At 61.4% G+C, this 26,845-nt stretch carries 31 protein-coding genes and 2 pseudogenes; 14 read left to right on the forward strand and 19 right to left on the reverse strand.

Features of this window, described 5'->3' with window-relative positions; genetic code table 11:
* Positions 1–79 precede the first annotated feature (79 nt).
* Both ACNAOT_RS22510 and ACNAOT_RS22515 read left to right on the forward strand, forming a co-directional pair.
* A complete protein-coding gene (locus ACNAOT_RS22510; RefSeq protein WP_420179480.1) occupies positions 80–637 on the forward strand; it encodes an AAA family ATPase in 558 nt (185 codons plus the stop codon).
* A 140-nt stretch (positions 638–777) separates the two neighbouring features.
* Positions 778–918, forward strand: a pseudogene (locus ACNAOT_RS22515) (D-erythrulose-4-phosphate isomerase 1); the annotation flags it as partial.
* Positions 919–1,498: 580 nt separating this feature from the next.
* Here ACNAOT_RS22515 and dnaB read toward each other — a convergent pair.
* On the reverse strand, positions 1,499–2,887 hold the full coding sequence (dnaB, locus tag ACNAOT_RS22520) for a replicative DNA helicase (RefSeq protein ID WP_017197290.1): 1,389 nt from the start codon (positions 2,885–2,887) through the stop codon (positions 1,499–1,501).
* A 588-nt stretch (positions 2,888–3,475) separates the two neighbouring features.
* Here dnaB and ACNAOT_RS22525 point away from each other — a divergent pair.
* Together ACNAOT_RS22525 and ACNAOT_RS22530 are read left to right on the forward strand one after the other, a co-directional pair.
* The gene (locus tag ACNAOT_RS22525; RefSeq protein WP_091464138.1) at positions 3,476–3,943 is read left to right on the forward strand and encodes a hypothetical protein; all 468 of its coding nucleotides are present in this window, start codon (positions 3,476–3,478) and stop codon (positions 3,941–3,943) included.
* 7 nt (positions 3,944–3,950) lie between these two features.
* A complete protein-coding gene (locus tag ACNAOT_RS22530) occupies positions 3,951–4,526 on the forward strand; it encodes a hypothetical protein (protein WP_091464140.1) in 576 nt (191 codons plus the stop codon).
* A gap of 3 nt (positions 4,527–4,529) precedes the next feature.
* Here ACNAOT_RS22530 and ACNAOT_RS22535 read toward each other — a convergent pair whose 3' ends face one another.
* The 6 genes from ACNAOT_RS22535 to ACNAOT_RS22560 all read right to left on the reverse strand — a co-directional run bounded on the left by ACNAOT_RS22535 (position 4,530) and on the right by ACNAOT_RS22560 (position 8,594).
* Positions 4,530–4,886, reverse strand: coding sequence for a zf-TFIIB domain-containing protein (locus ACNAOT_RS22535; protein ID WP_420179481.1), 357 nt, complete (start codon positions 4,884–4,886; stop codon positions 4,530–4,532).
* Between the two features lie 109 nt (positions 4,887–4,995).
* Positions 4,996–5,325: a hypothetical protein gene (locus tag ACNAOT_RS22540; protein WP_420179482.1), complete on the reverse strand. Its 330-nt coding sequence runs from the start codon at positions 5,323–5,325 to the stop codon at positions 4,996–4,998.
* A 120-nt stretch (positions 5,326–5,445) separates the two neighbouring features.
* A complete protein-coding gene (locus tag ACNAOT_RS22545; RefSeq protein WP_420181213.1) occupies positions 5,446–6,072 on the reverse strand; it encodes an FMN reductase in 627 nt (208 codons plus the stop codon).
* A 100-nt stretch (positions 6,073–6,172) separates the two neighbouring features.
* Positions 6,173–7,123, reverse strand: coding sequence for an alpha/beta hydrolase (locus ACNAOT_RS22550; protein ID WP_420179483.1), 951 nt, complete (start codon positions 7,121–7,123; stop codon positions 6,173–6,175).
* Positions 7,124–7,182: 59 nt separating this feature from the next.
* Complete coding sequence (locus ACNAOT_RS22555) at positions 7,183–8,133, reverse strand: alpha/beta hydrolase (RefSeq protein WP_420179484.1); 951 nt, start codon at positions 8,131–8,133, stop codon at positions 7,183–7,185.
* 188 nt (positions 8,134–8,321) lie between these two features.
* Positions 8,322–8,594 (reverse strand): hypothetical protein, encoded by a 273-nt coding sequence (locus ACNAOT_RS22560; protein WP_420179485.1) that lies wholly within the window; start codon positions 8,592–8,594, stop codon positions 8,322–8,324.
* A gap of 138 nt (positions 8,595–8,732) precedes the next feature.
* On the opposite strand from ACNAOT_RS22560, the gene ACNAOT_RS22565 reads away from it, so the two are divergent.
* From ACNAOT_RS22565 to ACNAOT_RS22575, 3 genes are read left to right on the forward strand one after another with little or no spacing between them, the layout of a single operon-like run.
* Positions 8,733–10,172: a GntP family permease gene (locus ACNAOT_RS22565; protein ID WP_420179486.1), complete on the forward strand. Its 1,440-nt coding sequence runs from the start codon at positions 8,733–8,735 to the stop codon at positions 10,170–10,172.
* 43 nt (positions 10,173–10,215) lie between these two features.
* Complete coding sequence (locus tag ACNAOT_RS22570) at positions 10,216–11,466, forward strand: CaiB/BaiF CoA transferase family protein (RefSeq protein ID WP_420179487.1); 1,251 nt, start codon at positions 10,216–10,218, stop codon at positions 11,464–11,466.
* Entirely contained in the window at positions 11,463–12,446 is a 984-nt protein-coding gene (locus ACNAOT_RS22575; RefSeq protein ID WP_420179488.1) for a hydroxymethylglutaryl-CoA lyase, read from the forward strand. Before ACNAOT_RS22570 ends, ACNAOT_RS22575 begins: the two co-directional genes overlap by 4 nt.
* A gap of 105 nt (positions 12,447–12,551) precedes the next feature.
* On the opposite strand, the gene ACNAOT_RS22580 is transcribed toward ACNAOT_RS22575, so the two are convergent.
* Both ACNAOT_RS22580 and ACNAOT_RS22585 read right to left on the reverse strand, forming a co-directional pair.
* Complete coding sequence (locus tag ACNAOT_RS22580) at positions 12,552–13,001, reverse strand: SRPBCC family protein (RefSeq protein WP_091464161.1); 450 nt, start codon at positions 12,999–13,001, stop codon at positions 12,552–12,554.
* A 77-nt stretch (positions 13,002–13,078) separates the two neighbouring features.
* Positions 13,079–13,372 carry a DUF4287 domain-containing protein gene (locus ACNAOT_RS22585; RefSeq protein ID WP_420179489.1) on the reverse strand — a complete coding sequence of 98 codons (294 nt, stop codon included), beginning with the start codon at positions 13,370–13,372 and terminating at the stop codon, positions 13,079–13,081.
* 442 nt (positions 13,373–13,814) lie between these two features.
* On the opposite strand from ACNAOT_RS22585, the gene ACNAOT_RS22590 reads away from it, so the two are divergent.
* Positions 13,815–14,714, forward strand: a complete 900-nt coding sequence (locus ACNAOT_RS22590; RefSeq protein WP_420179490.1) for a hypothetical protein — start codon at positions 13,815–13,817, stop codon at positions 14,712–14,714.
* Here ACNAOT_RS22590 and ACNAOT_RS22595 read toward each other — a convergent pair.
* The 4 genes from ACNAOT_RS22595 to ACNAOT_RS22610 are packed head-to-tail and all read right to left on the reverse strand — an operon-like array spanning position 14,701 to position 17,565.
* Positions 14,701–15,600, reverse strand: coding sequence for a diacylglycerol/lipid kinase family protein (locus ACNAOT_RS22595; RefSeq protein ID WP_420179491.1), 900 nt, complete (start codon positions 15,598–15,600; stop codon positions 14,701–14,703). The two genes, ACNAOT_RS22590 and ACNAOT_RS22595, sit on opposite strands and share 14 nt — an antisense overlap.
* A 32-nt stretch (positions 15,601–15,632) precedes the next feature.
* Positions 15,633–16,388, reverse strand: a complete 756-nt coding sequence (locus ACNAOT_RS22600) for a class I SAM-dependent methyltransferase (protein WP_420179492.1) — start codon at positions 16,386–16,388, stop codon at positions 15,633–15,635.
* Positions 16,388–16,747 carry an iron chaperone gene (locus tag ACNAOT_RS22605; protein ID WP_420179493.1) on the reverse strand — a complete coding sequence of 120 codons (360 nt, stop codon included), beginning with the start codon at positions 16,745–16,747 and terminating at the stop codon, positions 16,388–16,390. The genes ACNAOT_RS22600 and ACNAOT_RS22605 overlap by 1 nt, the downstream gene beginning before the upstream one ends.
* 26 nt (positions 16,748–16,773) lie before the next feature.
* Entirely contained in the window at positions 16,774–17,565 is a 792-nt protein-coding gene (locus tag ACNAOT_RS22610) for an IclR family transcriptional regulator (RefSeq protein ID WP_420179494.1), read from the reverse strand.
* 58 nt (positions 17,566–17,623) lie between these two features.
* Here ACNAOT_RS22610 and ACNAOT_RS22615 point away from each other — a divergent pair, with 58 nt between their 5' ends.
* Positions 17,624–18,301: an ABC transporter ATP-binding protein gene (locus ACNAOT_RS22615; RefSeq protein ID WP_420179495.1), complete on the forward strand. Its 678-nt coding sequence runs from the start codon at positions 17,624–17,626 to the stop codon at positions 18,299–18,301.
* A 156-nt stretch (positions 18,302–18,457) separates the two neighbouring features.
* Positions 18,458–19,834 carry a DUF6297 family protein gene (locus ACNAOT_RS22620; protein WP_420179496.1) on the forward strand — a complete coding sequence of 459 codons (1,377 nt, stop codon included), beginning with the start codon at positions 18,458–18,460 and terminating at the stop codon, positions 19,832–19,834.
* Positions 19,835–19,866: 32 nt separating this feature from the next.
* Here ACNAOT_RS22620 and ACNAOT_RS22625 read toward each other — a convergent pair.
* Positions 19,867–19,956: pseudogene (locus ACNAOT_RS22625) on the reverse strand (phenazine biosynthesis protein PhzF); the annotation flags it as partial.
* A 47-nt stretch (positions 19,957–20,003) separates the two neighbouring features.
* Between ACNAOT_RS22625 and ACNAOT_RS22630 the strand changes: the two are divergent.
* The gene (locus ACNAOT_RS22630; RefSeq protein WP_420179497.1) at positions 20,004–20,426 is read left to right on the forward strand and encodes a DUF1801 domain-containing protein; all 423 of its coding nucleotides are present in this window, start codon (positions 20,004–20,006) and stop codon (positions 20,424–20,426) included.
* A gap of 129 nt (positions 20,427–20,555) precedes the next feature.
* Here the strand turns inward: ACNAOT_RS22630 and rplI are convergent, their stop codons facing one another.
* The 4 genes from rplI to rpsF all read right to left on the reverse strand — a co-directional run bounded on the left by rplI (position 20,556) and on the right by rpsF (position 22,332).
* The gene (gene rplI, locus ACNAOT_RS22635) at positions 20,556–21,008 is read right to left on the reverse strand and encodes a 50S ribosomal protein L9 (RefSeq protein ID WP_024818808.1); all 453 of its coding nucleotides are present in this window, start codon (positions 21,006–21,008) and stop codon (positions 20,556–20,558) included.
* A gap of 18 nt (positions 21,009–21,026) precedes the next feature.
* Positions 21,027–21,266, reverse strand: a complete 240-nt coding sequence (gene rpsR, locus ACNAOT_RS22640) for a 30S ribosomal protein S18 (RefSeq protein ID WP_003800144.1) — start codon at positions 21,264–21,266, stop codon at positions 21,027–21,029.
* A 128-nt stretch (positions 21,267–21,394) separates the two neighbouring features.
* Positions 21,395–21,976: a single-stranded DNA-binding protein gene (locus tag ACNAOT_RS22645; RefSeq protein ID WP_011776754.1), complete on the reverse strand. Its 582-nt coding sequence runs from the start codon at positions 21,974–21,976 to the stop codon at positions 21,395–21,397.
* Positions 21,977–22,026: 50 nt separating this feature from the next.
* Complete coding sequence (gene rpsF, locus ACNAOT_RS22650; protein ID WP_011776755.1) at positions 22,027–22,332, reverse strand: 30S ribosomal protein S6; 306 nt, start codon at positions 22,330–22,332, stop codon at positions 22,027–22,029.
* Positions 22,333–22,696: 364 nt separating this feature from the next.
* Here rpsF and ACNAOT_RS22655 point away from each other — a divergent pair, with 364 nt between their 5' ends.
* From ACNAOT_RS22655 to ACNAOT_RS22665, 3 genes are read left to right on the forward strand one after another with little or no spacing between them, the layout of a single operon-like run.
* Positions 22,697–22,957 carry a hypothetical protein gene (locus tag ACNAOT_RS22655; RefSeq protein ID WP_420179498.1) on the forward strand — a complete coding sequence of 87 codons (261 nt, stop codon included), beginning with the start codon at positions 22,697–22,699 and terminating at the stop codon, positions 22,955–22,957.
* A gap of 57 nt (positions 22,958–23,014) precedes the next feature.
* On the forward strand, positions 23,015–25,741 hold the full coding sequence (locus ACNAOT_RS22660; RefSeq protein WP_420179499.1) for a DNA methyltransferase: 2,727 nt from the start codon (positions 23,015–23,017) through the stop codon (positions 25,739–25,741).
* Complete coding sequence (locus tag ACNAOT_RS22665) at positions 25,738–26,076, forward strand: YnfA family protein (protein ID WP_420179500.1); 339 nt, start codon at positions 25,738–25,740, stop codon at positions 26,074–26,076. Before ACNAOT_RS22660 ends, ACNAOT_RS22665 begins: the two co-directional genes overlap by 4 nt.
* Positions 26,077–26,110: 34 nt before the next feature.
* On the opposite strand, the gene ACNAOT_RS22670 is transcribed toward ACNAOT_RS22665, so the two are convergent.
* Entirely contained in the window at positions 26,111–26,842 is a 732-nt protein-coding gene (locus tag ACNAOT_RS22670; protein ID WP_420179501.1) for a hypothetical protein, read from the reverse strand.
* Positions 26,843–26,845 lie beyond the last annotated feature (3 nt).

Below are 26,845 nucleotides of genomic sequence, written 5' to 3' on the forward strand. Positions count from 1 at the left end.
ACACCCCAGCCCTCGCCCTCGGGTTGTCTAGAGTGTCAGGCATGTCTACCACCACGTGCTTCAAGCGACCGGACACTCGATGGCTGAACTGATCCTGCTCAACGGCCCGCCCGGAATTGGAAAATCGACCCTTGCCAGAATGTACGCGAATGGCCATCCCGGTGTCCTCAACCTGGACGTCGATAAGGTTCGCTGCATGATCGGAGGCTGGGAGGAGGACTTCCAAGCTGCCGGGAACCTGGTGCGTCCCATAGCCCTCAGCATGGCCACTACGCATCTGACGGCTGGGCACACCGTGATCATGCCGCAGTATCTCGGCTCCGGAGATGAAGTGTTGTTGTTCCGTAGTGTTGCGGAAGAGGCGGGCGCCCGGTTTAGGGAAATCGTCCTGATGGACAGCCGCGAGGCCTCTGTTGAGAGGTTCTACTCACGCAAGGACGGCCAGGATCCCTGGCACGCCCGCGTTACCGCCATTGTGGAACAAGGTGGAGGTTCGCAGCTTTTGGAGTCGATGTACGAGGACCTCGCCATCGGCCTTAATGCCCGTTCAACTGCCACCACAATTACCAGCCGTAGAGGTGAAATTGAGGAGACCTACGAGAGCCTGGTGGAGGCCCTGGACCTGACCGCTCAATAGGGACACCAAAGAGGGCTCTACCGGCGGATGAGTCAGTGCCGGCAGAGCCCTTTGGGGGAACTACTTGATAAGCGCGGCGGACTGGTCCAGGAGGGCACCGGCAGCAGCCGGTCCGCCGGTTTCGGCGGCGTCGCTGGAGGCAGGTCTTCACCATGGGACAGCGCGTTGTGGGCGTGGAGTTGGCCCGTCGCCTGGCCAGGGAGTGGATCGGCTACGCATTCGATCCCGCGTCCGGATCAGCGTCGAAGGTGAAGGTGCTCAGCGGATTCGAAGGCTGCTGAGTCGTCGGTGCAATCGGGATCGGCACTAGTACGCTACGTCCCTCACAGCAGTAGTCTGAACCTTCCCTTTGCGGTAGGCTCAATGTTGCAAAGGGCATTAGCCCTGAGAAGTGGGCCTGGCAGTCTTCCGGATGGTATGACGAGCCGGGCCTGCGTTGTTTAACGTTCGCAAAAAATGATCTCCTGGACTAACGGGGACTGCTGTAGCGAATCGTCGCTCTCGAGGACCAGCTTCCTCGCTCCGCCGGCCACTAAGTCATCCAGCAAGCGCTGCAGGCACAAGGGCCTGGCTTCCTTGTCCGGCATGTTTCGAGCAATGTACAGCCTTGTTGATAGGCCTAGCCGGGCAGCCGCCATTGAGAAATGAGTTTCTGGAGCTATCGCTTTCGCTTTTGAAATGGACTCTTCGTTGTCCTGGCCGGCGAAGGGCCAAGATCGACCGCCGAACGCCGGCCAGGTCCGCCGGCGCTATGACCGAGGCGGCCACGTAATAAGCCTTGGACTTGGACTCGTCGACGAAAACGTGTGCGCCGAACGGGATCAGGGTATTCATGCCCTGAGCCCTAGGCCACGCAGTCGGCTAGAAGCCGCCACCACCGGCACCTGTTTCGCCAGCCATGTTGGCAAAGCGTGAGTAGTGGCCCTGGAAGGCAACCACTATGTCCTTGGTGGGACCGTTACGGTGCTTGGCGATGAGAATGTCTGCCTCCCCGGCGCGGGGCGATTCCTTGTCGTAGACATCTTCGCGGTGCAGCAGGATGACCATGTCGGCGTCCTGCTCGATGGAGCCGGATTCACGGAGGTCGGACACCATGGGGCGCTTGTCCTGGCGCTGCTCGGAACCACGGTTCAGCTGTGACAGTGCGATGACGGGAACCTGCAGCTCCTTGGCAAGCAGTTTGAGGGCGCGGGAGAACTCGGAGACTTCCTGCTGGCGGGATTCAACTTTTTTACCGGAGCTCATGAGCTGGAGGTAGTCGAGGATCACGAGTTTGAGGTCGTGCTGCTGCTTCAAGCGGCGGCACTTGGCACGGATTTCCATGAGGGACATGTTGGGGCTGTCGTCAATAAACAGCGGAGCATCGTTCATGCGGCCCATGGTGGTGGCGATTTTGGACCACTGCTCGTCCTTGATGGTGCCCTTGCGCAGATCCTGCAGGCCAATGGTCGCTTCTGCGGAGAGAAGACGCATGGCGATCTCGTTCCGGCCCATTTCCAGGGAGAACATAACCGTGGCCAGGTTGTTCTTGATGGCCGCAGATCGGGCAAAGTCCAGCGCGAACGTGGACTTACCCACCGCAGGACGGGCCGCGATAACAATCATCTGGCCGGGGTGGAGTCCGTGCGTCAGCTCGTCCAGCTCGTAGAAGCCGGTAGGAACGCCCGTCATGCCTTCGCCGCGGTGGCCAGACGCTTCAATCTCATCCACAGTGGACTCCATGACGTCCTTCAACGCCACGTAGTCCTCGGCAGTCCGCTTCTCAGCTACCGCGTACACCTCGGCCTGGGCCTGGTTGACGAGGTCTTCCACTTCGCCGTCCTGCCCGTAGCCCATCTGGACGATCTTGGTGCCGGCGTTGACCAAGCGGCGCAGCACTGCGCGTTCCGCAACGATCTCGGCATAATAGCCGGCGTTGGCCGCGGTGGGGACAGTCTGGATGAGCTCGTGGAGGTAGGCCGGACCGCCGATCCGGTTGATCTCACCACGTTTGGTCAGTTCATCTGAGACGGTGACGGCGTCGGCAGGTTCGCCACGGCCGTAGAGATCAATAATGGACTCGTAGATGGTCTCGTGTGCTGGACGGTAGAAGTCGTGCCCACGGACGATTTCGACTACGTCGGCGATGGCGTCCTTGGAGAGCATCATGCCGCCGAGCACCGACTGTTCAGCAGGGATGTCCTGCGGAGGTTTCCGGCTCGAGTCCGAAGCGCGTGAGCCCTCGATTGAGTCCAAGTGCGTAACTGACAAAGCCGTCCTCCATTTGTGTACCGCTGCAGGGTGTACTTCCTGGCGGCCCGTAAAGCGCAGTGTGGCTACAAGGTCCGCCTGGTGCATCCCACGATGTCAGGCAGGTCCGACAGAATAGCCATATCCACAAGTTATCCACAGTCGGTTCCGTGGACCCGTCACAAGCAGTGACTTTATGGGAGTCCGGGAAACCCAGCGCGGGATATTCATGCCCAAAATGGACACTTCAGACACGTTACAGCAGGCGCCGGATACCCCCTGTGGAAAACCTGTGGAATACAAGCTCCACGTTGTGCACAGACTGTGCGTTACCCTGTGGATAGAGAAATTCTTTTACGGGAAAATAGCCTCTGACCTGCGGAAACACTCTTCACAAGCTGTGGACCCAAGAAAGATTTGGGCGGAACTAATCCACAGAGGCCGCATCCCGCTGGGTCATCCGTACGCGGAAAATCATGCTAAACATGCCGAAATTGTGATGCATCTTACAGATGGGGCCTTAATTTGACACATCTCTCTCAGAAGCCTATGCCGGAAGTGGAATGTGCTGTGGATAACCAACTTCTGGCATAAGCTCTAAGCATGGGGATGAACATTGGTGACGTACTGACGATTGTCCTTCCGCTTCTTGTCCTGGTGGGCCTGCTGTGGGCACTCACCGCGGCCTTCAAACCACGCGACACAGGCCTCTCGGACGCCGAGAAGTATCAGCGGGAACTAGCGGCACGTTCCGCTGCGCACCAAGCGTCCCAAGTGCAGGAAGCGCTGGCCCTCCGCGCTCGAATCGAAGCCACTACCAAGCCGAGCCAGAACGTGGCCAGCCAAAGGGAACAGGCCGAGAACGCCAGGACCCCCATCCAAGCCCAGACAGGGCGCCCAGGCGGCCAAACGGGACATCAGCCCGCCGTGCTTCCCAATGGTCAGCTGAACCCGCAACTCGCCTTCGAGCTACAGAACCTGGTCCGGAGCGGGAAAAAGATCGAGGCCATCAAAGTCCTGCGCCAAGCCACGCACTCAGATTTACTTACCGCCAAGAACTACGTAGATCGGCTCTGACAACGCCATGGATTCCATCCTCATCCCGCTCCTGATCCTCATTGCGGTCATTGCGGGCGTGCTCCTGCTTATTCGCTCCTTCACCAAGCGCTCGACTGAAAGCAAGGCCAGCATCGCAGCGGCGAATGCACCCAAGGACCCACTGGAGCTGGCACAGGAGTCCGCGGCCAAACTCAACCAGGAGCAGCACCGACAGCTTTACTCGCTCATTGCCCAAGGACAGGGCATGGCGGCGATCAAGCTTTACCTCCAGGCGACTGGAGAGGGCCTACGGGCCTCGCGCAACGCCGTCGGCGCTCTCGCGGCGCACCCCCAGCCGTTCACGCCAGAGGCCACTCCCAAAGACTTGCTTGCCGATGACGACGACGAACCCGAGCGCTTCCCCTACAGGTACAGGGCGATCGTCAGCAAAGGCGATGTCACCCGGGAAGTGAGCAGCAACATGCTCAACGATGAGATCTACGGACGAATCCGGACGCTGGCAAAAAGCGGTGACGTTGAGGGCGCGGCTCTTGCTTTGACGCGCCACTCAGACATCAACATCAAGCAGGCCCGCGAGTTCATCGAGCTCTTGGACGACTAAATACTAGAAGTCGAACAGGTCGCCCAGGAAGCCTTCCTTCTTCTTGCGCTTGCGGCCGTACTGGTCGCGATCGTAGCCGTCGCGGCGATCGTTGTCCCTCCGGTCGTAGTCGCGCCTGTCCCTATCGTCGTACCGCGGCTGTTGAGGCCGCGACTCAAAGGGATTGTAGATGGGTGGCGGCGCGATAGGAGGCTGGGACGGCGCGGCGGTGGGCCGGGCCGGAGCTGGGATGGTTTCCGCCGCTACGCGATCAATGATCTTGTCCAGCTCCCCACGATCCAGCCACACACCCCTGCACTGCGGGCAGTAGTCGATCTCCACGCCGCTTCGTTCGCTCATCACCAGGTCAATGGAATCCACAGGACACTTCATGTTTGCCCCAACGATCGAACGATCAAAATAGTTCGTGCCAAGTAAGGCCCGGCTGATGAACGGGTTGGCGCAGGAGTGCACCCTCCCCGTTCCCATATCAAAAGTTGCCCCGGACCGCATTCCTCTCTTGATTGAGGTGATACCGCGCCCGGAGGAGAAAGCTGCGCAGCGCCTCTGTTTCCGACTCGGTGCGAAGGGTGGTGAAGTCCATGATCCCAGCGCGCTCATCGGTGTCCCACACTCGCCAGCCCGTGCCATCGCGATCGATCCACGTCGACCTTTCTGCGCGGCCGGTCGGACCGAACCAATTCGCGGTCGCCACGCGACGGGCGGCGAGGTAAGTCGATATCCTCGCCACGGTCAGGGTTTCGCCGTCCGCCAGCAACTCGTCCAGGTCGTGCAGGTCGTGCAGCTCTCGATTGTGCATGATCCCATTATTCTTCGGTATGCTGTCGGGTCCGTTCATCCCCCAGCATCAAAGGCGTGCGATCAACGACCCAGGCTTGGTAGAGCGGATAGATTTCCACTACCCCCCCCAAAGTAAGGGCTACCGGCCTGCTGAGATCCCGGCAAGCAGCTGTTCGAACGGCAGCGACTCGAGCGAGTCGTTCTTGCGGCGCGGCTGCTGCCCGCTCAACAGCTGCACGAGTTCACCCGCGGCCCGGTCTACGCGCACCGAGAGGGGCGAGGCGCCGTCGTCGGTGTTTCCCCAGTCCTGGGGCCCTGCGAAGACGCCGGTAGCCGCGATCCTGGTGCGCAAGTAGCTGAACAGGGGACGCATTGCGTAGTCGAGGACCATCTGGTGGCGGTCGGTGCCGCCCGTAGCGCCAAGCACCACAGCCTTGCCTTCCAACGACTTCGGGTCCAGGACATCGATGAAGGACTTGAACAGACCGCTGTAGGACGCACTGAATACTGGGCTGACCGCGATGATGGCGTCGGAATCCTCGACGCCGGCAATCACGTCCGCGAGGCGCGGTGCGGCATAGCCGGTGACGAAGTTGTTGGCGATGTCCACCGCGAGATCGCGCAGTTCAACAACGTCAATCTTCGCGTCGTACCCTGCCGCGCGCAGTTGCCGCTCAGCGGAGGCGGCCAGCTGGTCGGCCAGCAAGCGGCTCGACGACGGGACGCCGAGTCCGGCGGAAAGTACGGTGATGCGGCGGGTTTCCATGGCATTCTCCTGTTGCTCGTTCATCCAGCTTACATGCGTTTGCATCTAAATCAATGAACAGGGCCGCGCTCCGAAGTATTCCCGGAAGGCCCTGGCGCCCCTAGGCCCGAGCCAGGAAGGACGCCGTGGCTGCGGCGATCTGCCCTTGAGCCACGTCACGGCCGACAGTGGGTTCGCCGTCGCCGGGCTGCGGTCCATAGTTCCCGAAAAACGCATGATTGCCACCTTGGATCTCGACGAACGTGGCATTCAATGGCAGCAAGTTGCGGGAAGCGTCGATCTTAGCTGGCGTACTCAGTCCGTCTTCGGACCCCGAGATGGAAAGGACCTGCAGCCCCGCGCGGTCGCGCATTGAGTCCAACGGGTAGGAGGCGTAGAGGATCAAACCGTCAACGTCCGGATTGCCCAACGCGAAGGTGCTCGCGCTGACTCCGCCGAGCGAATGACCCCCAACAGCCCACGAGGAGATTTCAGGGTGGTCAGTCATGACCCCGCGGGCCTGATTTCCGCCCAGCAGGCTAAGGTTCAGAGGCGTCTTGAGGATCACCACGAGGGCCCCGGCATCCACTGCCGGCTTAAGGATGTCCGCATACGCGCGCGCTTCAACACGGGCACCCGGATAGAAGATCAGCCCCTCGGTGGCAGACGCCCCATCCGGAGTCATGGTGATGGCCGTCGGCGACTCCGTCATGGAGCTCGCCGATCCGGCTTCAGCCCCAACGCCGGCTTGGTATGCGAAGGGATTCAGCCACACCAGCATGGCCACGAGGCCCAGAACGCCGACGCGGCCTAGCCACGCTCCAACCGCCCTCACAACCGAACGCTTACGGAGCGCGTCGCGGCGGCGGCGCCACAGCAGGACACCCCAAAGAGCTCCGACGACGGCGGCCGTCACCAACAGTGCAGGCAGGAGCGGATGACCACGCAGCACCGCAGGATTGCCGATCAGCATCCACGCCGGAACAAGGACCAAAACCCCGGCGCATAGGGCCGAAGCCCAGAAGAGAACGGACTGGCGCGCGGCGGGAAGGGCCTCAGGGGAGGAAGTCATACAGCAATAATAGTTCCATAATGGAGATACTTTGCAGTACTTTGCCTTGCTCCCGGCAATTACTGCCTCGGGGCGTGCGTGGAGAGGAAGTCGAATGTCTTGTCTCGCGCCTCGCGCGCCTCGTCGAAGTTCAGGTGGAACTGGTACTCGTGCGGCAGTTCAGGCTCGTGCGTAGCCGGCCAGAAGAGCTCGGTCACCGGGACTCCCGCGTCCTTCAGCCGGTTGCTGTAGGGAACAGACTGAAGCCAGGTGAGCCCGTCGCCGTTGCCGCCGCTGATGAACGTCGGCGGGAAGTCGTCGGTTACGAAGTCGATGGTGGACATGGTCGCGCCCGCGTAGGTGGCGGACCAATCCTTCGTGCCCGTGTATGCCCACAAGGACGTCTTGAAACCCCAGGCTACGAGTCCGCTGAGGTCGGCCATAGCCCGTAGATCATAGACGCCACAATGCAGGATGGTGGCCGCCAGCTCCGACTTCTGTAGCGCAGGTTGGATTCCCATCAGGTTGGCGTACTCCGGATTAACGGTGAGCGTGGTCATCTGGCTGGCAAGCTGCGCACCGGCAGAGTCGCCAGCCAGGACGATGCGGCTGGTGTCCACGTTCAGTTCGGCGGCATGGGCCTTGATATAGGCAAGGGCTTCGTTGATGTCGCCCACAGCCGTGGGATAGGTGGCCTCGGGGGCAATTGGATAACTCATGCCAATGGTGGTGTAGCCCTCGGCCGCAATGATCTGGAGATAGGGATTCACGTCGCGCTGGGCCCCGGAAATCCAGGCGCCTCCGTGAATCCACACCACAGTTGGAAGTGGGGCTGTGGTGCCCGCAGGACTGAAGACATCGAAGGTGGAACCGGGCTTGTACACGACGCCAGGCTGAGTTTGGAGTGGTGTATCCGGAACGTACGGCGTCATTTCGTCGATGGTTGCCTGCGCCCCGCGCTCAAAAACACTTCGGATCAGCATGGCCGAAGGCCATGGCGTTGCCGAAAGCGCCAGGGCGACGATCAGCACCAGCAAAATCGCCAACTCGAGTTTGCGTTGCCGCGTAGACCGCTTCCGGTGGGTCTTCGAGGGCAATCCCTTTCGGGCCGGCCCACCCTGCCTCGTGCTCGCTTGAATTGATTCCAACGGCCCCATCACACACTCCCCCGGTCGGCGCATCTGAGGACCATGCTAAGGCTGAAGGGCGTCCCCGAGGGTCAGGACAGCGGCCGCGCCGCCTGCAGCAGGCCCCCTTCGCCGCCGTCGAACGGGTGGGTTTTGGCCCAACCCACGACGCCGACCCCTCCTCCCGCATTCGCGTCACCTTGCGCTTCGGCGACGACGACGAGACGTGTGGGGTCCGCGACCGCGGCACTGATACTCGCGGCGAATCGCGCGGCGTCGGCGGGTGCCGTGCGCCCGGCATCCAGATCCGCAGCGAGGATGCCAGGTGCGTCTACGGGGCGGGCGGGCCGCATCACGAAGGTCATGTCCTTGAGTCTAGTTTTCTGAAAAGGCTTGTATTATGAGTTCAAACTCATAATATGGGATTAGAGATGTGGCCTGCCTCACGATGCCCGCATCAGATTCAGCCTTCAAAGTGGAAGGCCCAACGATCGGATTTCCCCATGTCAGACATTGCTGTTCTGATCAACACAGCTGTGGCGGTCCTGGCCGCTGTCCTGTTGATCGTCCGCTTCCGGGTCAACCCGGTGATTTCCCTGATCCTCGCGTCCGTTTACCTTGGCCTGGCCGTGGGCCTCAGCGTTGAGGAAACCGTCAAAACCATCACCGGCGGTTTCGGCGAAATTATGGTGGACGTCGGCCTGCTCATCGCTTTCGGCGTCCTGATGGGCTCCATCCTCAATCAGAGCGGCGCGATCCGCAGGCTCGTGGAACACCTCCTCAAAACGTTCGGCCCCAAGCGCCTCCCCTACACCATGGGCCTGGCCATCGGAACGGTTCTGCAGTCGATCTTCCTCGACGTGTTGCTGGTCATCTCGGCTCCGCTTGCCCGCAAGTTGGCACCGAAAATCGGCAAGCTCGGCACGGCACGAATGGCTACGGCCATGGCTATTGCGCTGGAATGCGGAATCGTTTTCACCGTTCCCGGCGTCGCCTCTCTCGCGCTGGCCGGTCTCCTGAATGTGCCGCTCGGCAAGATGCTGCTCTTCGGCTTGCTCCTTGTGATCCCCACGATCATCATCTCGATTGCCATCATGACGTTCCTGTTCCGTCGCGGATTCTGGAATGAGGCCAAGGACGAGGACCACACGTTCGTGGCTGAGGAGGACAGCGAAGGCGAGGAACCCGCGGACAATGGCCTGGCATCGGCGCCGACCACCAACAACGAACGTGGCACCACGGCATCAAGCGCCCAGCCTGCCGGCGCAAGTGTCGCCGTCGTCGAACGCGAGCGCAAAGAAGCCCCGCTGCTCCTGCTGTTCGCGCCGCTGCTGACGTCCCTGCTCCTCATTGGTGCCGGGGCCATCCTGGAGATCTTCGAGATTCAGCTCCCTTGGCTGCAGCTCCTCGGTGAGCCCGTGATTGCCCTGCTGATCGGCCTTATCGGCACCTGCTTGGTGACCCGCGCGGCTATAGGACAGAAAAAAGTTGAGGAGGCCATCGCGGTCGGTTTCAAGGAAAGCGGTCAGATCCTGATCCTCACCGGTGTGGGCGGATCGCTGGCCGCAACGGTCGCAGCTGCTGGTCTGGGTGACATTCTGGGTGGATTCTTCTCCGCGAGCACGGTGGCCCCGCTGCTGGTGGTCTGGGCAATCGCTGCAGTGCTGCACATCGCCGTCGGGTCCGTTACTTTGTCTGCCATCACGGCGGCCGGCCTGCTTGCGCCCATCGCTCCAGCCATTGGTCTTGATCCTGTACTGCTGGCCCTGGCGGCAGGTGCGGGATCGCTCTTCATGGTTCACGTCACCAGCAACACGTTCTGGCTCCTGCAGTCACTTTTGGGCCAGAGTGTGAGGGGTGCACTCAAATCGGTCACGGTGGGAGTGTCCGTAGCCTCCGTGGTGGCGATCCTCCTGATCCTGCCCATGAGCCTGCTGTTCTGACCGGCCCCGCTTACCGCCTACCCACCACGCACGAAAGAAGACCATGACACACCAAACAATCGCCCCTCTGGACGGCGTCCGGGTCCTGGAACTCGGTAACTACATCGCCGCGCCCACGGCCGGGAGGCTGCTGGCCGACTTCGGAGCTGAGGTCATCAAAGTGGAGCGGCCAGGTACCGGCGACGAACTGCGCAACTGGCGCCTGCACAAGGGCAACACCTCCATGCTCTACCGCACGCTGAACCGCAACAAAAAGTCCGTGGTTCTGGATCTGCGCACAGAGGCAGGCAAGCAGGCTGTGCTGGAACTGGTGGCCAAGTGCGACATCCTGCTGGAGAACTTCCGCCCCGGCACCTTGGAAAAGTGGGGCTTGGGCCCGGAGGTCCTCAATAAAGCCAATCCGGACCTGATCGTCACCCGCATTTCTGCCTTCGGGCAGACCGGGCCACTGTCCGAGCGGCCAGGTTTCGCCGCCGTCGCCGAAGCATATGGCGGGTTCCGCAACCTGGTGGGCGACCCGGACCGCGCACCGGTGCGTGTTGGCGTCTCCATCGGGGACTCGATCGCGGGCCTGTACGCCGCCTTCGGCTCCATGATGAGCCTGTACCAGCGTGAAGCCCGACGCCGGGACTCGGCCGGCGCGGTTCCGCTCACCGAGCGCATCATCGACGTCGCGCTGAATGAGGCCATGTTCTCCATGATGGAATCGCTGATCCCGGACTATCAGGCCTACGGCGTGGACCGGCAACGTGTTGGTGGCCGGATGGAAGGCATCGCACCTTCCAACGCGTACGTGTGCAAGGACGGTGCGAGCATCGTGGTTGCCGGCAACGGTGACTCGATTTACCAGCGCTACATGCAGACAATCGGCCGCCCGGACCTCGCAGAGGACCCTTCCCTGCAAACGAATGCCGGGCGCTGGGCGAAACGCGAAGAACTGGATCAGGCAATCGGCGAGTGGGCAGCGACCCTTTCAGGAGCTGAAGCCCTGGCAGCCCTCGAAGCCGCCGGTGTCCCCGCCGGCCCCATTTACACCGCGGCCGATATCAGCACAGACACCCAGTACGCCGCGCGCAACATGATCCAGAAATTCGACGTTTCCACAGGCGAGGAAGTCCTCCCCGGCGTCGGATTCCCGGGCATTGTTCCGGTGATCGGGGACCAGTCCCTGCCCATTCGGAACCTGGGCCCGGACCTGGGCGAAAACACCCAAGAAATCCTTGGCGGACTCCTGAACATGGATGCCGCACAGATCGAGGCGGCTTCCGGCCGCGAGGAGGCCCTCCGACCATGAACCGCTTTGAAAGCCGCCTTGCCTCAACGCTGGGCAACGTTCTCTTGCGGGACGTCACCCTGCGCGACGGACTCCAGCTCACCGGCAAGCTCCTACCTGCGGAGCAGAAGATCGAGACCGTACGGGAACTGCTGAGACTGGGAGTGCCCGCGGTCGAGCTGGGTTCCATGGCCCGCGCAGACCTGGTCCCCACCATGGCCAACACGCTGGAAGTGGTCCAAGCCCTCACCCCTGAGGAACTGGAAAAATGCTGGATTTGGGTGGCGACACCGGGCCACGTTGCCAAGGCATCCGCCGCCGGAGCGCGGAACTTCCAGTACTGTTTGTCTGCCTCGGATTCGCACAATAGAGCGAACATCGGGCGGACTACGGACGAGAGCTTGGCTGCCTTGCCTGAGGCCGTCGAGTACGCGCGAGCTGTTGATGGCCAGATCCAACTGTGCATCGCCACGTCCTTCACTTGCCCGTTCGAGGGTTACGTTCCGGAGGAACGCGTACTCTCCATCGCCAACGATCCCCGCGCCGAAGGCACCACGGACATCGTCATCTGCGACACCCTGGGCCAAGCAATACCCGGGCAGGTATCCCGGCTGATCACCCGGGTTCGGGACGAGTCCCCTTCCCGTCGGATCGTCTACCACGGACACGACACCTGGGGCCTGGGCGTGGCAAACACGCTCGCCGCGATCCAGGCCGGCGCTGCAATGGTGGACGGAGCCCTCGGTGGACTGGGCGGCTGCCCGTTCGCACCCGGCGCCAGCGGCAACACGTCCACCGAAGACATACTCTTCGCAACCCGTCCCGGGTGGCTCACTCCGGACGTCTTCGGCAAGCTGGTGGCGCTCTCGGAAAAGCTGCTGGCCGAACTGGGCGAACCGAACCGCTCCAAGGCAGCCCAGGGAGCTCGTTCCAAAGCTGAGGCCTTTGACTGGGTCATGCCAGTTTCCGTTAATCAGCCAGCCTCCGCTGAAGGCAACTGACCATTGGGCACCATTTTCTGGTCACCACGGCCATCCCGGAACCTGGACTGCAACTACTGTCCGACGCCGGTCAGTGGGCTGTCGGCAGGGCTCTCGCTTCTGCCTTTAGTTGTTCCGGCCAGCCCCGCCCGCAGCCATGAGTTCAAGGCGCCGGAGGGTCTCACGGTTTCGTACGGAAATCATGGGATCCCGCAGGGCTTTGGGCACCACTTTTCCTGGCCCACGCACGGCATCCTCGGCGATGGAGACGCGGCATTGATGGCCTCCGAGGTCCTCGAGGGTGACCAGCACCTTTGCCTCGCCCAAGGGCCACCCCCTGGCGAGAAGCTCCAACTTTTGGCCAGGTTCCATGCTTGTCACCCGGGTACTGTCATCTATGAGAAAAGGCCAAGAGCCCACGGAATGGTGCAACTTTGCGCCAACCTGCGGCCACTGCTCATCCACGGCGCGGATTCTTGAGGCACCCACAACCCAGCCGGAATAGAGCCAACCATCCTCGATGACCTTCCAGACGTCAGCGGCAGGGGATTTGAACAGCTGCGTCACGGTAGACATGGCGATCCTCTCTGCGTGCACATCATGAAATGGCTAACACTAAGCTAAGCATGCTTAGCGTTGGCTCGCCAGCACGTTCAGGGAGTTGGTTTGCTGGCCTTGCCATACAGCCAGAGCGTGTCCGAATCGTCTCGGTGGGTTCCGTCCGATCCCACGTTCTTGCTGTCGATCTTTGGCCCCTTCTTGATGACGTGCACCAAAGCCATGCCGTGGCCACGGCCAAGATCGTAGTCAGCCTTGAGCCATTCAAGGATGGTCCCGGCTTTAACCGAAGGGTCGTTGAATCCCTTGGTTTCCGCAATTTCAACCAGTTGCCGCGGTGTGAGCCCGGTTTTGTCTTCAATAGCGTCGAGGTAAGCCTGGAATGACATCAGTGTCGCCTTTCGCTTATTAACTTCATTGGCGGAATTCGAAGAAACGCGTGAGCCACATCTTACTGGCACCAACCCTCCGGCCCGGGGGCTTTGATGCACGGCTCGCTAAGGTAGGACCCAATAAGGCATCAGCGTCACAGAGAAGGATGACCGATGGATCAGAGCATTGCATTGCTGGCGTGCCTAGGCTGTTTGCTCCTGGTCATGGTGACCGTTTTCATTTTGAACATGATCTGGCAGCGCAGGCATCGGCGGACGCGGCCGCCACGGCACCAGGGAGTGGCAAAATCCCAGCGCGGTCGGATCTATAAGAACCCGCCACCCACGAATCACAGCGCGGACCAGTTCAGTGGCTGGCCCTAAACCCAACAATTCCCACGTTATCCTGCATCGTCCCGCCACGTACCGTCCAGATTCACAGCGCCCCTACACTGATGGCATGATGAGCCGGACGTGGCGTTCGCTTGCGGCGGGTTTTGCCCTCGCCATGGCCATGCCGTTTGTGGCCGCATGCGACTCCGGCGAAGCCGGCACGCAACCCACCACCGCAACTGCACAGCCCATCACCGTGGAGGTCAACCAATCAAGGGACCAATACGGCAAGCAAGCCATCGAAATACAGCTCACCAACACCACAGACGCGCCCCTCACAGTGACCAGCGCCCGGCTCCACTCTCCCCTATTTGAAGGAGACATATCCTGGCAGCCGTCTGCGGGCAGCCTTGAGTTACCACCCCGTCAGCCCAAGAGCCTTCCTGCTGATTTGCCTCCGGCCTCCTGCGGAAGATCAGAGGGCGAGTCACTGGAACTCGAGGCCACGGTCGGCTACGCAGCGCCCGGCAAGGATCCTGTGGAGGAGAACACCAGCGTCTCAGATCCCTTCGGCGTCCTGGCCAGGAACGCCGGCGAGCTATGCATTGCAGCGGAAGCAGCCGCGGTCGCAACCATAGTCTTGGACCCGCGACTTGAGGTGGCTGCGGACGGTCGCACCGCCGTCGTACGCCTAATCATCACGCCAGCCACGCCGGGAACTGACGCGCAAAGCCTCACTATTGAGGCGATCGACGAAACCACGTTACTGGCCCAATCCCCCACTGCCCCCTGGCCCGGGAACGTCCTCCTGGGCACGGCCAAGCAAGAGCTGCCACTGACCATCCGGCCCGCCCGTTGTGATCCGCACGCGGTAGCAGAAGACAAGGTGGGGACCCTCCTGCCTTTGAGAATCAAGGTGGGAGAACGGCAGGGTCTGCTGAAGATCGCGGCACCGGACGAACTGCGGGGCCGGATCTACGATTTCGTCACCACGTCCTGCGCCAGCAACGGGCCTAACCGAGGGTAGCCAAGGCACGGGGAGCGCACTCCACTGTGACCTTGACGTTGGCTTCAACGGACTTCACTTCGCCGTCCATTTGGTACGGCAACGGTTTGAGCGTGGTGAATTCGTAGCTGCTCACACTCGGCTGATCACCCAGGCCTTGGGTGGTGGCTTTCAATGCAGTCAGGAGAGTGCGCCATTTAGGCATGTGCGGGAAAACGATCACCTCGAATTTCCCATCAGAGGGGTGGTCCTCCGCTTCGCTCAACGTGGCATACTTGGCCATTTCATTGATGTTGGCGAAGACAAGACTGTCGAACTTTCGGCGCTTCCCGTCAGCCAAGCGGATGCCAAAAGGCTCGAACTTGGAGAAGGTCTGAATAACAGTGACCATTTCCTTGAGAGCACCTTTGCTGCCCTTTTCGAGTTCAGTGGCAACCACCGGGGTGAGGCCGAATCCGATATAAGAGTGGGCGTATTCAAGAGGCTCATTCTCTTTTTGGCCTGTGTGAATCCGGAGAAGGTCAATGTTGTGGACACGGCCCTCCGCGATGGCCTCCTCCAAAGGTTTAGTCGCGATGATCCGGCTATGGTCGTTCGCATTGCCGGCGGCCCTGACCGCGCAGACGGCACTCGGGTTGCCCGCCTGCATCACACCGTTGACCACCTCGTTATAGCCGCCATCGCCGCTCACCGAGACCACCAGGACGTCGCCGCCCTTTGAGGCCGCTTCGCGTGCCAGGTCCACCGCATGCCCGGCGTGCTCCGTGGGCTGAAGGGTGATTTCGGGCTGATACGTCAGCATCTCCTTCAGCCTGTCGTGCAGTTGCTGCGCCAGCTCAGGCGCATCCCCAGTGCTGTTGGGATTGAAGATAATGACAATCGACTCAAAGGTCCGTGCAGAATCCATGCGTGCTCCTCCTAGTTGCGCCCGCTTAACTTCTACCCAATGCGCTGGGCGTCAATCAGGTGCCGGGTGGAGTGAGCGATGAAGGGGCGGCCAGCTCTCATTTGTTCGTCCAGCTCCTTGAGTTTGTCACGATAGCCCCCAACGGAGAAGTCGGGGACCCACCACACGCACTTACGCAGGATCCACACCACCGCCCCGACGTCGAAGAACTCCATGCGGCACCTGGCCGTCCGGAGGTCTGTGACGGTCAGCCCGGCAGCTTCCGCAGCGGTTGACTCGGCCTGCGGGTCGCGGCCCTTCCGCTGTACCGGCAGCGGACCGAGGAAGTGCTCAATGAGTTCAAACGCCGACGCCGGGCCAACATGTTGGGCGAAATAGTGGCCACCGGGGGCCAACACGCGGTGGATTTCATTCCAGTCCGGCCGAACAGGGTGCCGGGCTGTGACCAATTCAAAGGAGTGGTCAGGGAACGGCAACGGTGCATCGGTGGTTGCTTCCACGACTTCCACGCCGCGTGGACCGAGCCTTTCAGCAGCCCGCCGGGCGTTGGGCGGCCATCCCTCGGTGGCCACCATCCGTTCGGGAAACTTTCCTGCCTCGGAAAGCACCTCTCCCCCACCGGTATCAAGATCCAGTGCACTCCGGACGGTGGTAAGACGCCCGGCAAGCATCTTTGCGAACCCCCAAGGCGGCCTTTCTTCGGTGGCCCTCCCCTCCAGCCAATGGAACCCCCACCCGGTCACATCCGCTTCGGCAGCCTCGTTCACCAGGGTTTCGAAGTCCCTCATCAGTGCCCCATCTTTTTCTCTGCCGCGAGCTGGGCAGCAACTTTAGCGATCAAATCCAAAGGAATTTCCTTGGCCAGCGGAAATTTCAAGGTCCCCTTGCCTGACAGGTACGGGGCCAGTTCCGTGGCTAGGCCTTCATCACCACGAGGGACCGGATAGACAGAGATGTGGTGCGCCCAAGCAGCGAAATACACCACGTAGTGCCCGCCAAGGGTGATGGTGGGGATGCCGTAACTGATCATCTCCCCGGCGTCCGGCACGGCAGCGTGGATGGTTCGGCGGATTTCATGGAGGACCTGCTGAGTGGCCGCCGGCTGGACGGAGATATACGCGTCCACTGTTGAGGACTTCTCAGGCATCGTCATTCTCCCTAGGGTTTGAGGATTCAGCTCTCGCCGGGGAACCGGCCACCGATGAGCCTGGTCATGTGCTCGGCAGTAGCGAGAAGGGGTTCCACCCAAGCCTCGCACGTCTCCAGCGGCATCCGAAGAGTCGGTCCGCTGATGGTTACGGCTCCCACCAAGCCAGCGGCTGAATCGAAAACAGGCGCAGAAAGGCCTGACGCGCCGTCTTCCCTCTCGCCCACAGTGATCGCGAACCCGTCCGCATGGGTCTTCTTCACCGCGGCTTCCAGTTCCTCGGAGCTGGTGATGGTGTAGTCGGTGATGGACTCCAAGGGATCCCGCAGGACAGCCTCCATCAGTTCAGGAGACCATGCGAGCAGAACCCTGCCTGCAGAACCTGCATGAAGCGGGACAATCTTGCCCAAGTGCATTTCGCGGCGCAGAGCGTGATGGGTATCGGCCATGGCGACACAAACCCGGTAGTGCTGCTCGGCTTTGAAGAAGCATGCGGTCTCGCCGGTGGTGTCGCGCAGGGCCTTGAGCAGCGGACTCAGGATGTCCACAACCTCCATCCCCCGGGTTGCGGGCGCGGCCCAGTACGCCATCCGCATTCCGATGCGGTAGGCGTCCCCCTCGCGGTCAAGGAAGCCCTGGGAGGTCAGATTCGTGACCAGTCGCTGCACCGTGGACGTGGGCATGCCGGTGAACTCACGGATGTCAGCCAACTGAAGCACCGGCTTGGACAAGGAAAAGGCATCCAGGATCGACGTGATTTTGCCCAGGACAAGCAAAGGGTTGCCGTTGGCCCTCGCGGAAGCATCGGATGCTGACATATGACTCACGCTAAACGGTGCAGCGGGGTCGCGCCAATCCCGCGGGTAGGGTTGCACCATGGGGACAGTTTTGGAGGCCGAAGGCCTGTTGGTCGGCTATGCCGGAGCTCCGGTTTGCGGGGAAGTTTCCGCATCGGTGGACGCGGGCGAAGTCTTGGGAATCGTCGGCGTCAACGGCGCAGGAAAGTCCACGGTAGCCCGGACCATCGCGGGGCGGCAGGCGTCCCTTTCCGGCGATGTGAAGGTCCACGGCCTCCTCATCGATCCGGACGCCGTGCCGTTCCGCCGGCAAGTCTCCGCCGTTTTCGACGACGACCTCTTCTTCCCGTCCCTTACCGTCCGCGAGCACTTGCTCCTCATCGCCCGCGGGCACTCCCTGGATGACCCCGAAGCGCGCGTTGAGGAAGAATTGGAATTCTTCGGGCTCCAGGGCAGGGCCCACGCCATCCCCGATGCCTTGTCTTCCGGCCAACGCCGCAGGTTGCTGCTTGCCGCTGGACTTATCCGGCCGTCATCGCTGCTGATCCTGGACGAGCCGGAACAGCGGCTTGATCCCCGGATGCGCGTAGCCATTGGCGAAAGGATCGCAGACCATGCAAAGGACGGCGGAGCGGTAGTGCTGGTCACCCATGATCCCCAACTGCTGCTCGCCACGGCTTCCACCTGTTTGGTCATTGACGAGGAAATCCGGGAGTTCGATCCGGAGCAGGGGGTCTCGATCATTGCAGGGTCCTGACATGCTCGCCCTCGAACGTTCCCCGCAGAATCGGAGCTGGCCTCTGAGATTGTCCGATTCACCCGCCGGTCCGCCAGACGCTACAAACGCAGCCGAACCTCGTGGGGAGACCTCGTCGTCGATGCCTACAGCTGGGGACTCGGCATTGGTGTGGCATTGACTATTGCCGCCTCTTTCGTCCTTGCGTTGCGCAACGAAATCGCGGACCGGGCGTCAACGGCCAACAGCATCATCCGGGCACCATGGCTCGTCCTGCCGGAATCCCTGCTGTGGACATCCATCACTTTCGCGGCCCTTCTCGTCATCAGCAACCTTGCACGGAAGCTTGGACCGATGACCGTCAACGGCGCAGAGAGCACCTGGTGGCTGACGCTTCCCGTTGACCGCCGCCCCATGGTCCTGCCGCCATTCGTCCGCAAAGTCGCACTAACTGCAGCTGGCTCGGCCACCATCTACCTGCCCTTTAGCATGGTGACTGCCGATGACCGCGGGCCCCTCGAACACGTTCTTGCTTCCCTCACCTTCGGTGCGGCCGGCGCTATCGCGGTTTTCCTGGCAGCCGTGCAGCAGCTTGCTTTACTGAACCCCCGGCTTGGCAAGGCGATTGCGGCCACTGTACTTCTTGTGTGCTCCGTCCTTCCAGCGTTGCCTTCCTCCCCGTGGCCAACAGCGCTGGTGTCAGTCGCCGCCGTCGGACTCTTTGCCGTGGTGGTGCCACGCGCCGGTCAGGTGCGGGGTGACGAGCTGGTTCGCGGCGGCGCCGTCGCCGGCCACGCGGGTGCGTCTTTGTTCATGATGGACCCCAACGAGGTGCTTCGAGCACTTGGTGGGAACCGTAAAAGGGTCGACGGCGGTAGGGCAGCCAGGTTCTACGCCCGGCATTCGCGCGGCGCGCTTCGGGCGCTGATCCGCGCTGATGTGGTCGCTTTTCAGAGGCTCAATCCCCCACTGGTGCCGCCAATTCTGTGGCTCGTTGCCTGTACCGCGATACTGCTCGTGGAAGGCGGGCTGCCCGAGTTCGCACAGTTGGCGGTGATCGTGATCTCCGGATGCGCAACGGCTTCCGGTATGGGGAGTGTGGCCCGCAGGACGGCGCTGGTTCCTGAGCTCGACGCGTTATTGCCGCTGCATCCCGCCCTGGTGAGGGCCAGTCGCGCGCTCATGCCGTGCTTGGCAATGGCTGTGTGGATGGGCGTGCTGAGCGGACTTTTGGTTCTCTTGGGTACGGCGAATCCCTGGTTGATAGGCCTCGGCGCCCTCGCAGGTGTGGGCATGGGTGCGGGGACCCTCCGGGCAGCCACCAGGACCCCGCCGGACTGGACCGCACCTCCGGTTGAGACGCCGTTCGGTCCGGTTCCACGTGCTCAGCTGGGCTCACTGATGCGCGGGCTGGACGTGACCATCTTGGCCATGGTCCCCGTGCTGCTCGCCTTGTACCTCGGCTACGTGCCGACGTCCGTCATCATTATTCAGGCGGTCTTCAGCGCCGGCATCTTCCTGGTGGTGGTCCTGTCGCGAGCGAAACGCATCTGACTGGCAATAGCGGCTGCTCGGAGGGCCTCGTTGCGGCCGCTGCCGATCAGCCACTGAGCCGCACCGGCATTGAAACTGCCCGGCACCGGGTCCTCCACCATGGCGTCGCCCGGAATGCTGGCCGATTTTTCTGCTGACGCACCCGTCCCGCGTCTGCCAAACTACCCCTATGGCAGAGAACAAGACCCAGCCCACGGACGTCTCCGTGGAAGAATTCCTGGCCGCCGTGGAGAACCCGAAGCGGCGCGAGGACGGCTTTGAACTGCTGGAAATGATGCGCGACATCACCGGCAAGGAAGCCGTCATGTGGGGGCCGTCGATCGTCGGCTTCGGCAGCTATCACTACAAGTACGACAGCGGCCGCGAAGGCGACGCCGCCGCCGTCGGATTTTCACCGCGCAAGGCCAGCCTGGTGCTCTACGGCCTTACCGAAGGTCCCGACGCAGACCGTCTGCTCCCGGAACTTGGCAAGCACAAGGCCAGTGCCGCGTGCCTTTATGTGAACAAGCTGGACGACGTGGACCGCGACACCCTGGCCGAGATGATCCGCTCCGGGTACAAGCACGTGATGGAGGAGTTCCACACGCCATAATCTCGCGCCGAGATGGCACTTAACCCCCATGTTGAGCGCCAACATTGGTGTTAAGTGCCAACTCGGCGCAAAGAAAAAGACCCCCGCCGCCGGAATCCGGTAGCGGGGGCCTTCAGATGCAGTCAGAGACTACTTGCTGGCTACGACCTCGAGGTCGATGACAGCAGAAACATCCTCGTGCAGGCGAACGTTAGCCGTGTACGAACCGACAGACTTGATGTGGTTCGGCAGTTCAACGTTGCGCTTGTCGATGGCGCCGAGGCCAGCGGCCTCAACAGCAGCAGCGACATCAGCAGGCTTGACGGTGCCGAAGAGACGACCGGACTCGCCGGCCTTCACCTCGAGCTTGACCTTCTTGGAGGACAGAGCCTGGGCCTGTGCCTGTGCAGCTTCAACAGAAGCGTGCGCACGAGCGGCGCGAGCAGCCTTGATGGACTCAACCTGCTTCTCGCCACCCTTGCTCCAGGTCAGAGCGAAGCCGCGGGGCAGCAGGAAGTTACGTGCGTAACCGTCCTTCACCTCGACGACATCGCCAGCAGCACCGAGACCGGTTACTTCGTGGGTCAGAATGAGCTTTGCCATGTTAGTTAATCCCTTCCCTTAGCCGCGGCCAGCGCCGGAGTAAGGCAGCAGAGCAACTTCGCGGGCGTTCTTGATTGCCTGGGCGATCTTGCGCTGTTCCTGAACGGTAACGCCAGTGACGCGACGAGCGCGGATCTTTCCGCGGTCGGAGATGAACTTGCGCAGCAATGCTACGTCCTTGTAGTCGATGACAGTGATGTCAGCGGCCTTCAAGGGGTTGGACTTTGGTTTGGGCTTACGGAGTTCAGCCTTAGCCATCGTGGAGCTCCTATTCTATGGAGCCCGTGGATATTGATCCACGGGATGGTGGTGTTCGACGGCGGTTGTCGCCATGGTGCCTTTCGGCACTTCCGGCAAGTGTCCGGCGTCGGACGTTTATTTGGTGTTTAGAAGGGAGGTTCGGAATCCGGGCCGTTGCCCCAGCCGCCAGCGTTGCTGACACCGGGCGTAGCCCAAGGGTCATCCTGCTGTTGTGCGGGCTGGTTGCCGCCCCAGGTTCCACCGGAGTTGCCGCCGCCCTGGTTTCCACCAGGAGCGCCACCTCCGAAGCCACCGGAATTACCGGCGTTACCGCCACCGAAGCCACCCTGCCCGCCGCCGGAGCGCTGGGTACGGTTGACCTTGGCGTTTGCGTAACGCAGGCTCGGGCCGATTTCATCGACCTCAAGCTCGATTACGGTGCGCTTCTCGCCTTCTTTAGTTTCGTAAGAACGGCTCTTCAAACGGCCTGAAACGATGACGCGCATACCCTTGGTGAGGGACTCGGCCACGTTCTCGGCTGCTTCGCGCCATACCGATGCGCGGAGGAACAGGGTTTCCCCGTCCTTCCACTCATTGGACTGGCGGTCAAAGGTCCGGGGAGTAGAAGCGATGGTGAAGTTCGCTACTGCTGAGCCAGACGGGGTGAACCGCAGCTCGGGGTCATTGGTGAGATTACCGATGACCGTAATAGTGGTTTCGCCTGCCATCTACTGCCTCCTTGTTCGTTCCTTCGGGGTAAAGATCTGGAAGGGGCTGATTACTCAGCAACGACCTTCTGGTCTTCAGGGCGGATGATCTTGGTGCGCATGATCGTCTCGTTGAGAGACAGCTGGCGATCAAGTTCCTTGGCGGTAGCCGGTGCTGCGGTGAAGTTCACCACGGCGTAGATACCTTCGGACTTCTTCTTGATGTCGTACGCCAGACGGCGACGGCCCCAGATGTCTACCTTTTCGATGGTTCCACCATCGGTGGTGATGACATTGAGGAACTTCTGAAGCGACGACTCTACGGTACGCTCTTCGACCTCGGGGTCGATGATTACCATCAATTCGTAAGGACGCATATGTGAACCCACCTCCTTTGGGCTAAGCGGTTACGGTATTTCCGTAACAGGAGGTTCATTTGCGATGCTGCGTTGGCGCTCCCCGGCCGCAAAACACGGCAAGAGGGCGTAACACAGACTTCAATATCTTAGTGCATCTCCTGCACTCAAAGCTATTCGGCGGGGTAGTCGGCCGGAACCGGTCAGGTTACGTATGTGGATAAACCCGGAATGACCCGAGTGCTTGCCACCCGTTCAGAGCCCATACCCAGCGGCAACTGTGGAAAACCCGACCACAGATGAACTGGTTCTAGTACCCTTGAAAACCAGTACCCTCGCCGGTTCAGCGGTCCGAGGACTCCCATCCAGCACCTCCGGAGGAATCATGGCAAGCAATTCAGCAAGTGCCCACCGTTCCGACGAAGAGGCAGCACACGAGGTTGTCATGAATGGCGTCTCGGACGTGCTCCTGAACATCGAGCACACACTGGCACGTGCCAAGAAGGTGCGCGCCCAAGCCGCTAAGCACGAGGTGGAGGTCAACTCCAAGCTCGCACTCGATGAAGCGATCGAGTCCCTCGAAAAGACTCGTAAGCGCCTGATGCGAGATGCCTACTATCGCCAGGAAGCGCTTCGACTTCTCTAGGCGCAACCACCTCAAAACTGGCCTGATAGGCCTGACCATCAAAAACAGGGGGAATACTTGGCGCGCAGCGGCGAGGAGATTCGAGCAGCACTCATAAAGTTTGCAGCCAAGTGGCGGAGCTACTCCGGGAGCGAGAAGGGCGAAGCCCAAACGTTCCTCAACGAGCTCTTCGAGTGCTACGGGTCCAATCGCCAGACTGCAGGTGCGGTCTTTGAAGACTTCAAGTCGAGCGCAGGGTTTATGGACCTCCACTGGCCAGGGAACCTGATCGTGGAGATGAAGAAGCCCGGCGTCAAAGTGGAGTCGGCCCGGGACCAGATTCACCGGTACTGGCAGGAATCCTCGGATGACACGGCGGACATTCAGGCGGCCCGCTTCGTGGTCATCTGCAATTTCCAGGTGTTCGAAATCTGGGAGCCGGGACGCTTCCCTACCAAACCCAGGCTCACCGTCCCCCTGGCTGACCTTCCGGACAAGTACGATTCTCTGCTGTTCCTCGCGGACACCACCTTGGATCCCGTGTTTGCCGAGCACCACCGAGCCATGTCCAAGGACGCCGCCAAGCACATCGCCTCCCTCTACTTTTCCCTGGCGGATCGCAGTGCGGCCCCCATTGACGAAATTCAACGCTTTACCCTGCAGACAGTCTGGTGCCTCTTCGCTGAGGACCTCGGAATGTTGGATGGCTATCCCCTGCAGACCATCGTGAAGCGGTTGCTGAGCGAACAAGATCCGAACTCCGCGAAGGAAATCGGCTTCCTCTTCCGGGTCCTCAATCAAAAGGGCGATCAGCACAGGAAGGGCGAACTGCACGGAACCCGCTATGTGAACGGCTCCCTGTTCCTGGAGCCAGCCGAGGTGGACCTCACCGTCGACGAACTGCGGATGCTGTCCCAGGCAGCGGAGTTCGACTGGCGTCAAGTGGACCCCACTATCTTCGGTTCCCTCATGGAAGGCGTCCTGGGCGAGGAAAGGCGTGCCGAGCTCGGCGCGCACTACACGCACGAGGCCGACATCATGAAGATCGTCACGCCCACCATCATCCGGCCGTGGCGTGAGCGAATCGACGCCGTCACTTCCGTCGCTGGCGGCGTGTCCCTGCTGGACGAACTCTGCGATTTCAAAGTCCTGGACCCCAGCTGCGGCTGCGGCAACTTCCTCTACGTCGCCTACCGCGAAATGCGCGGACTTGAGCAGGAACTCAAGGAGAGGATCACGACGACGGCGGCCACCACGGGCATGCCGGCTCCATCCGGACCGCTGCCCTACTACCCGCTGAATAACCTGCACGGCATCGACATCGAAGGCATCGCGGTGCTCATAGCCCGCCTGACACTGTGGATGGGGCAGCGTCAGATGATCGACCGCTACGGTGCCGCTGAAGATCCACTGCCCTTGGTGGACATGTCCAGCATCCGCCGCGCTGACGCTCTGGCCGCCGAGTGGCCAGAGGTGGACGCGATTGTAGGCAACCCGCCGTTCCTGGGCGCTTCATTGCTACGACGCTCATTGGGTGACGACTATCTGGAGTGGCTTGGAAAACGCTTTGGGGTTGGCATCAAAGACTTGTGCGTGTACTGGTTCCGAAAAGCCCAGGACCAGCTGAAACCCGGACAACGCGCCGGGCTTGTTGGCACGAACTCCATCTCGCAGAACCTGGGACGCTCCGCCTCCCTGGAATATGTCATGGGCAATGGCGGCATCATTACAGACGCCATCTCAAGCCAGAAATGGCCGGGCGAGGCCAAGGTTCACGTGAGCATCGTTAATTGGGTCAAAGCTCCCAACCTGACTCCGTCTGAATTTGTACTTGATGGTGCACCTGCCAAAGCAATCAACGCTTCGCTGCGTGACGAAGACCCCTTGGCTTGGACTCCCCAACCCTTGGCAACCAACAAGTCGCGCTGCTTTGAAGGGCCGAGCCCCAAGGCCAAGGGCCTCATTATTGACGAGTCCACGGCGAGGATTCTCATGGCCGCAGACGAAGCGAACGTCGACGTAGTGCGCCCCTATCTCACCGCCAGTGACATCACGGATTCACCCACTCAATCTCCTTCACGCTGGGCCATCGATTTCGGTCTACGGCCCCTTGAGAAATGCCTCCCATACAAAGCTGCGCTCGACATCGTGAGGCGGGATGTGAAGCCCGAACGAGATAGGACCAATGACCGAAGCACCCGTGAACGATGGTGGCTGTTTGGGCGCCCACGTGTTGACATGCGCGATGCTCTGAGGGGGCTGCCACGCCATGTTGCGATTGCCATTACTGCAAAGCGACTATCCGTCGCATGGGTGGACAGCTGGACACTAGCCAGCAACCTAACCAACGCCGTCGCTTTCGATGACGACTACTCCATGGGTGTCCTCCTCTCCAAGGCCCACGATGCCTGGGCCTGGCACCGGTCTTCCACTCTGGAAACACGACTCCGCTACACGCCGACCTCCGTCTTCGAAACCTTCCCGTGGCCGGACCCAGTCTCCCCAACGCAACGCGAGGCTGTCGCCGAACTCAGCCGGGCCGTCGTCGAGCGCCGACAGCAGATCTGCGCGGCAGAAGGGTTCGGCCTGACCAAGCTGTACAACCTCGTGGACGACGGCGCGTACGCAGACCTCAAGAAGCTGCACAAGCAGCTCGACGAGGCAGTTGCAGCCTGCTACGGCTGGCCGAAGGCGGTAGCCCAAGATCCTCGGGAAATCGTCCAGCGCCTTACCCAGCTCAACAAGGACATCACCGAAGGCGCGCGGAGCTACGAACCCTTCGGGAGAGAACAAGCAGCGCTATGACCGTCCTGAAGTCCATCATCCTGTTCGCCTTGGCCGCCGTTGCGGAGATCGGTGGAGCCTGGCTCATTTGGCAGGCCGTGCGTGAAGGCAAGGCCTGGTGGTGGGCAGGACTGGGCGTTCTGGCCTTGGGGATCTATGGTTTCTTTGCCGCTTTCCAGCCCGACGCCCACTTTGGCCGCGTTCTGGCCGCGTACGGTGGCGTGTTCATTGTGGGTTCGCTGGCGTGGGGAATGCTGATGGACGGCTTCCGACCGGACCGCTGGGACATTATCGGCGCCGCAATCTGCATAGTGGGCGTAGGCGTGATCATGTTTGCCCCGAGACCGGGCGCCTAGCCACAGTGTCTGCCGGGTTGGTCGCTGCCGGCTATCAGCCTTGGGATCGACGTTTCACAACGATGCGACTCTCGTCTCCCGGCGCGCCTGGGTCGTACCAGACGTCCACCATTTCACCATTGACGATCGGATCGCCCGCCTCGATGATCGCTGCGCGTTTCAGGTACCGCTGGTCCCCTGCGCCATCCACGAACGAGTACGTCACCTGCGTCAGGATCCGGCTTGACTCGGAAAAGTGCGTGTAGCCCTGATTCGTGACGGTCCCCAGGGTCCGCGATCCAGTGCGCATCATCTGAGCTGCACTTTCGAGACGGGCCCGTCGCCGGACCCACGAAACAACGCCCAAACTGCCAAGCAGCACAGCTCCCGCCAGCAGCAGCATCACCGTGAGAGTAGCGCGAGGTTCGCCGATCAGCTCACTCCTGGAGCGGGCGGCCGATGCCCCGATCGCTGCTCCCAGCAAACTCAGCGCTGAAGGGATTGCCCACCCCGGGAGCATTGGGTTGCGGGCAACCCGGCTCACCCACGCGACCCAGGACAGCACTACCAGAATCCCGCCGACGGGCAGGAGCGGCATCATCACAGCGAACCGGGTCATGGGCGATTCCGTGAAGTCCGGTTCACCGGCACCGGACATACCCGTGAGTCCAAAGGCGAGAAGAGCGCGACCCACGGATGAGGCAATCGCCCACGGAATAAGTTCGCGTAGCGTAGGCAGCTGCCGGGCACGCTCGCGCCTGGCGGCATCCGGATCAACAAGGCTCATACT

Origin of the sequence: Paenarthrobacter sp. TA1.8 (assembly GCF_048595705.1) — a bacterium.
Taxonomy (GTDB): Bacteria; Actinomycetota; Actinomycetes; order Actinomycetales; family Micrococcaceae; genus Arthrobacter; species Arthrobacter nitroguajacolicus.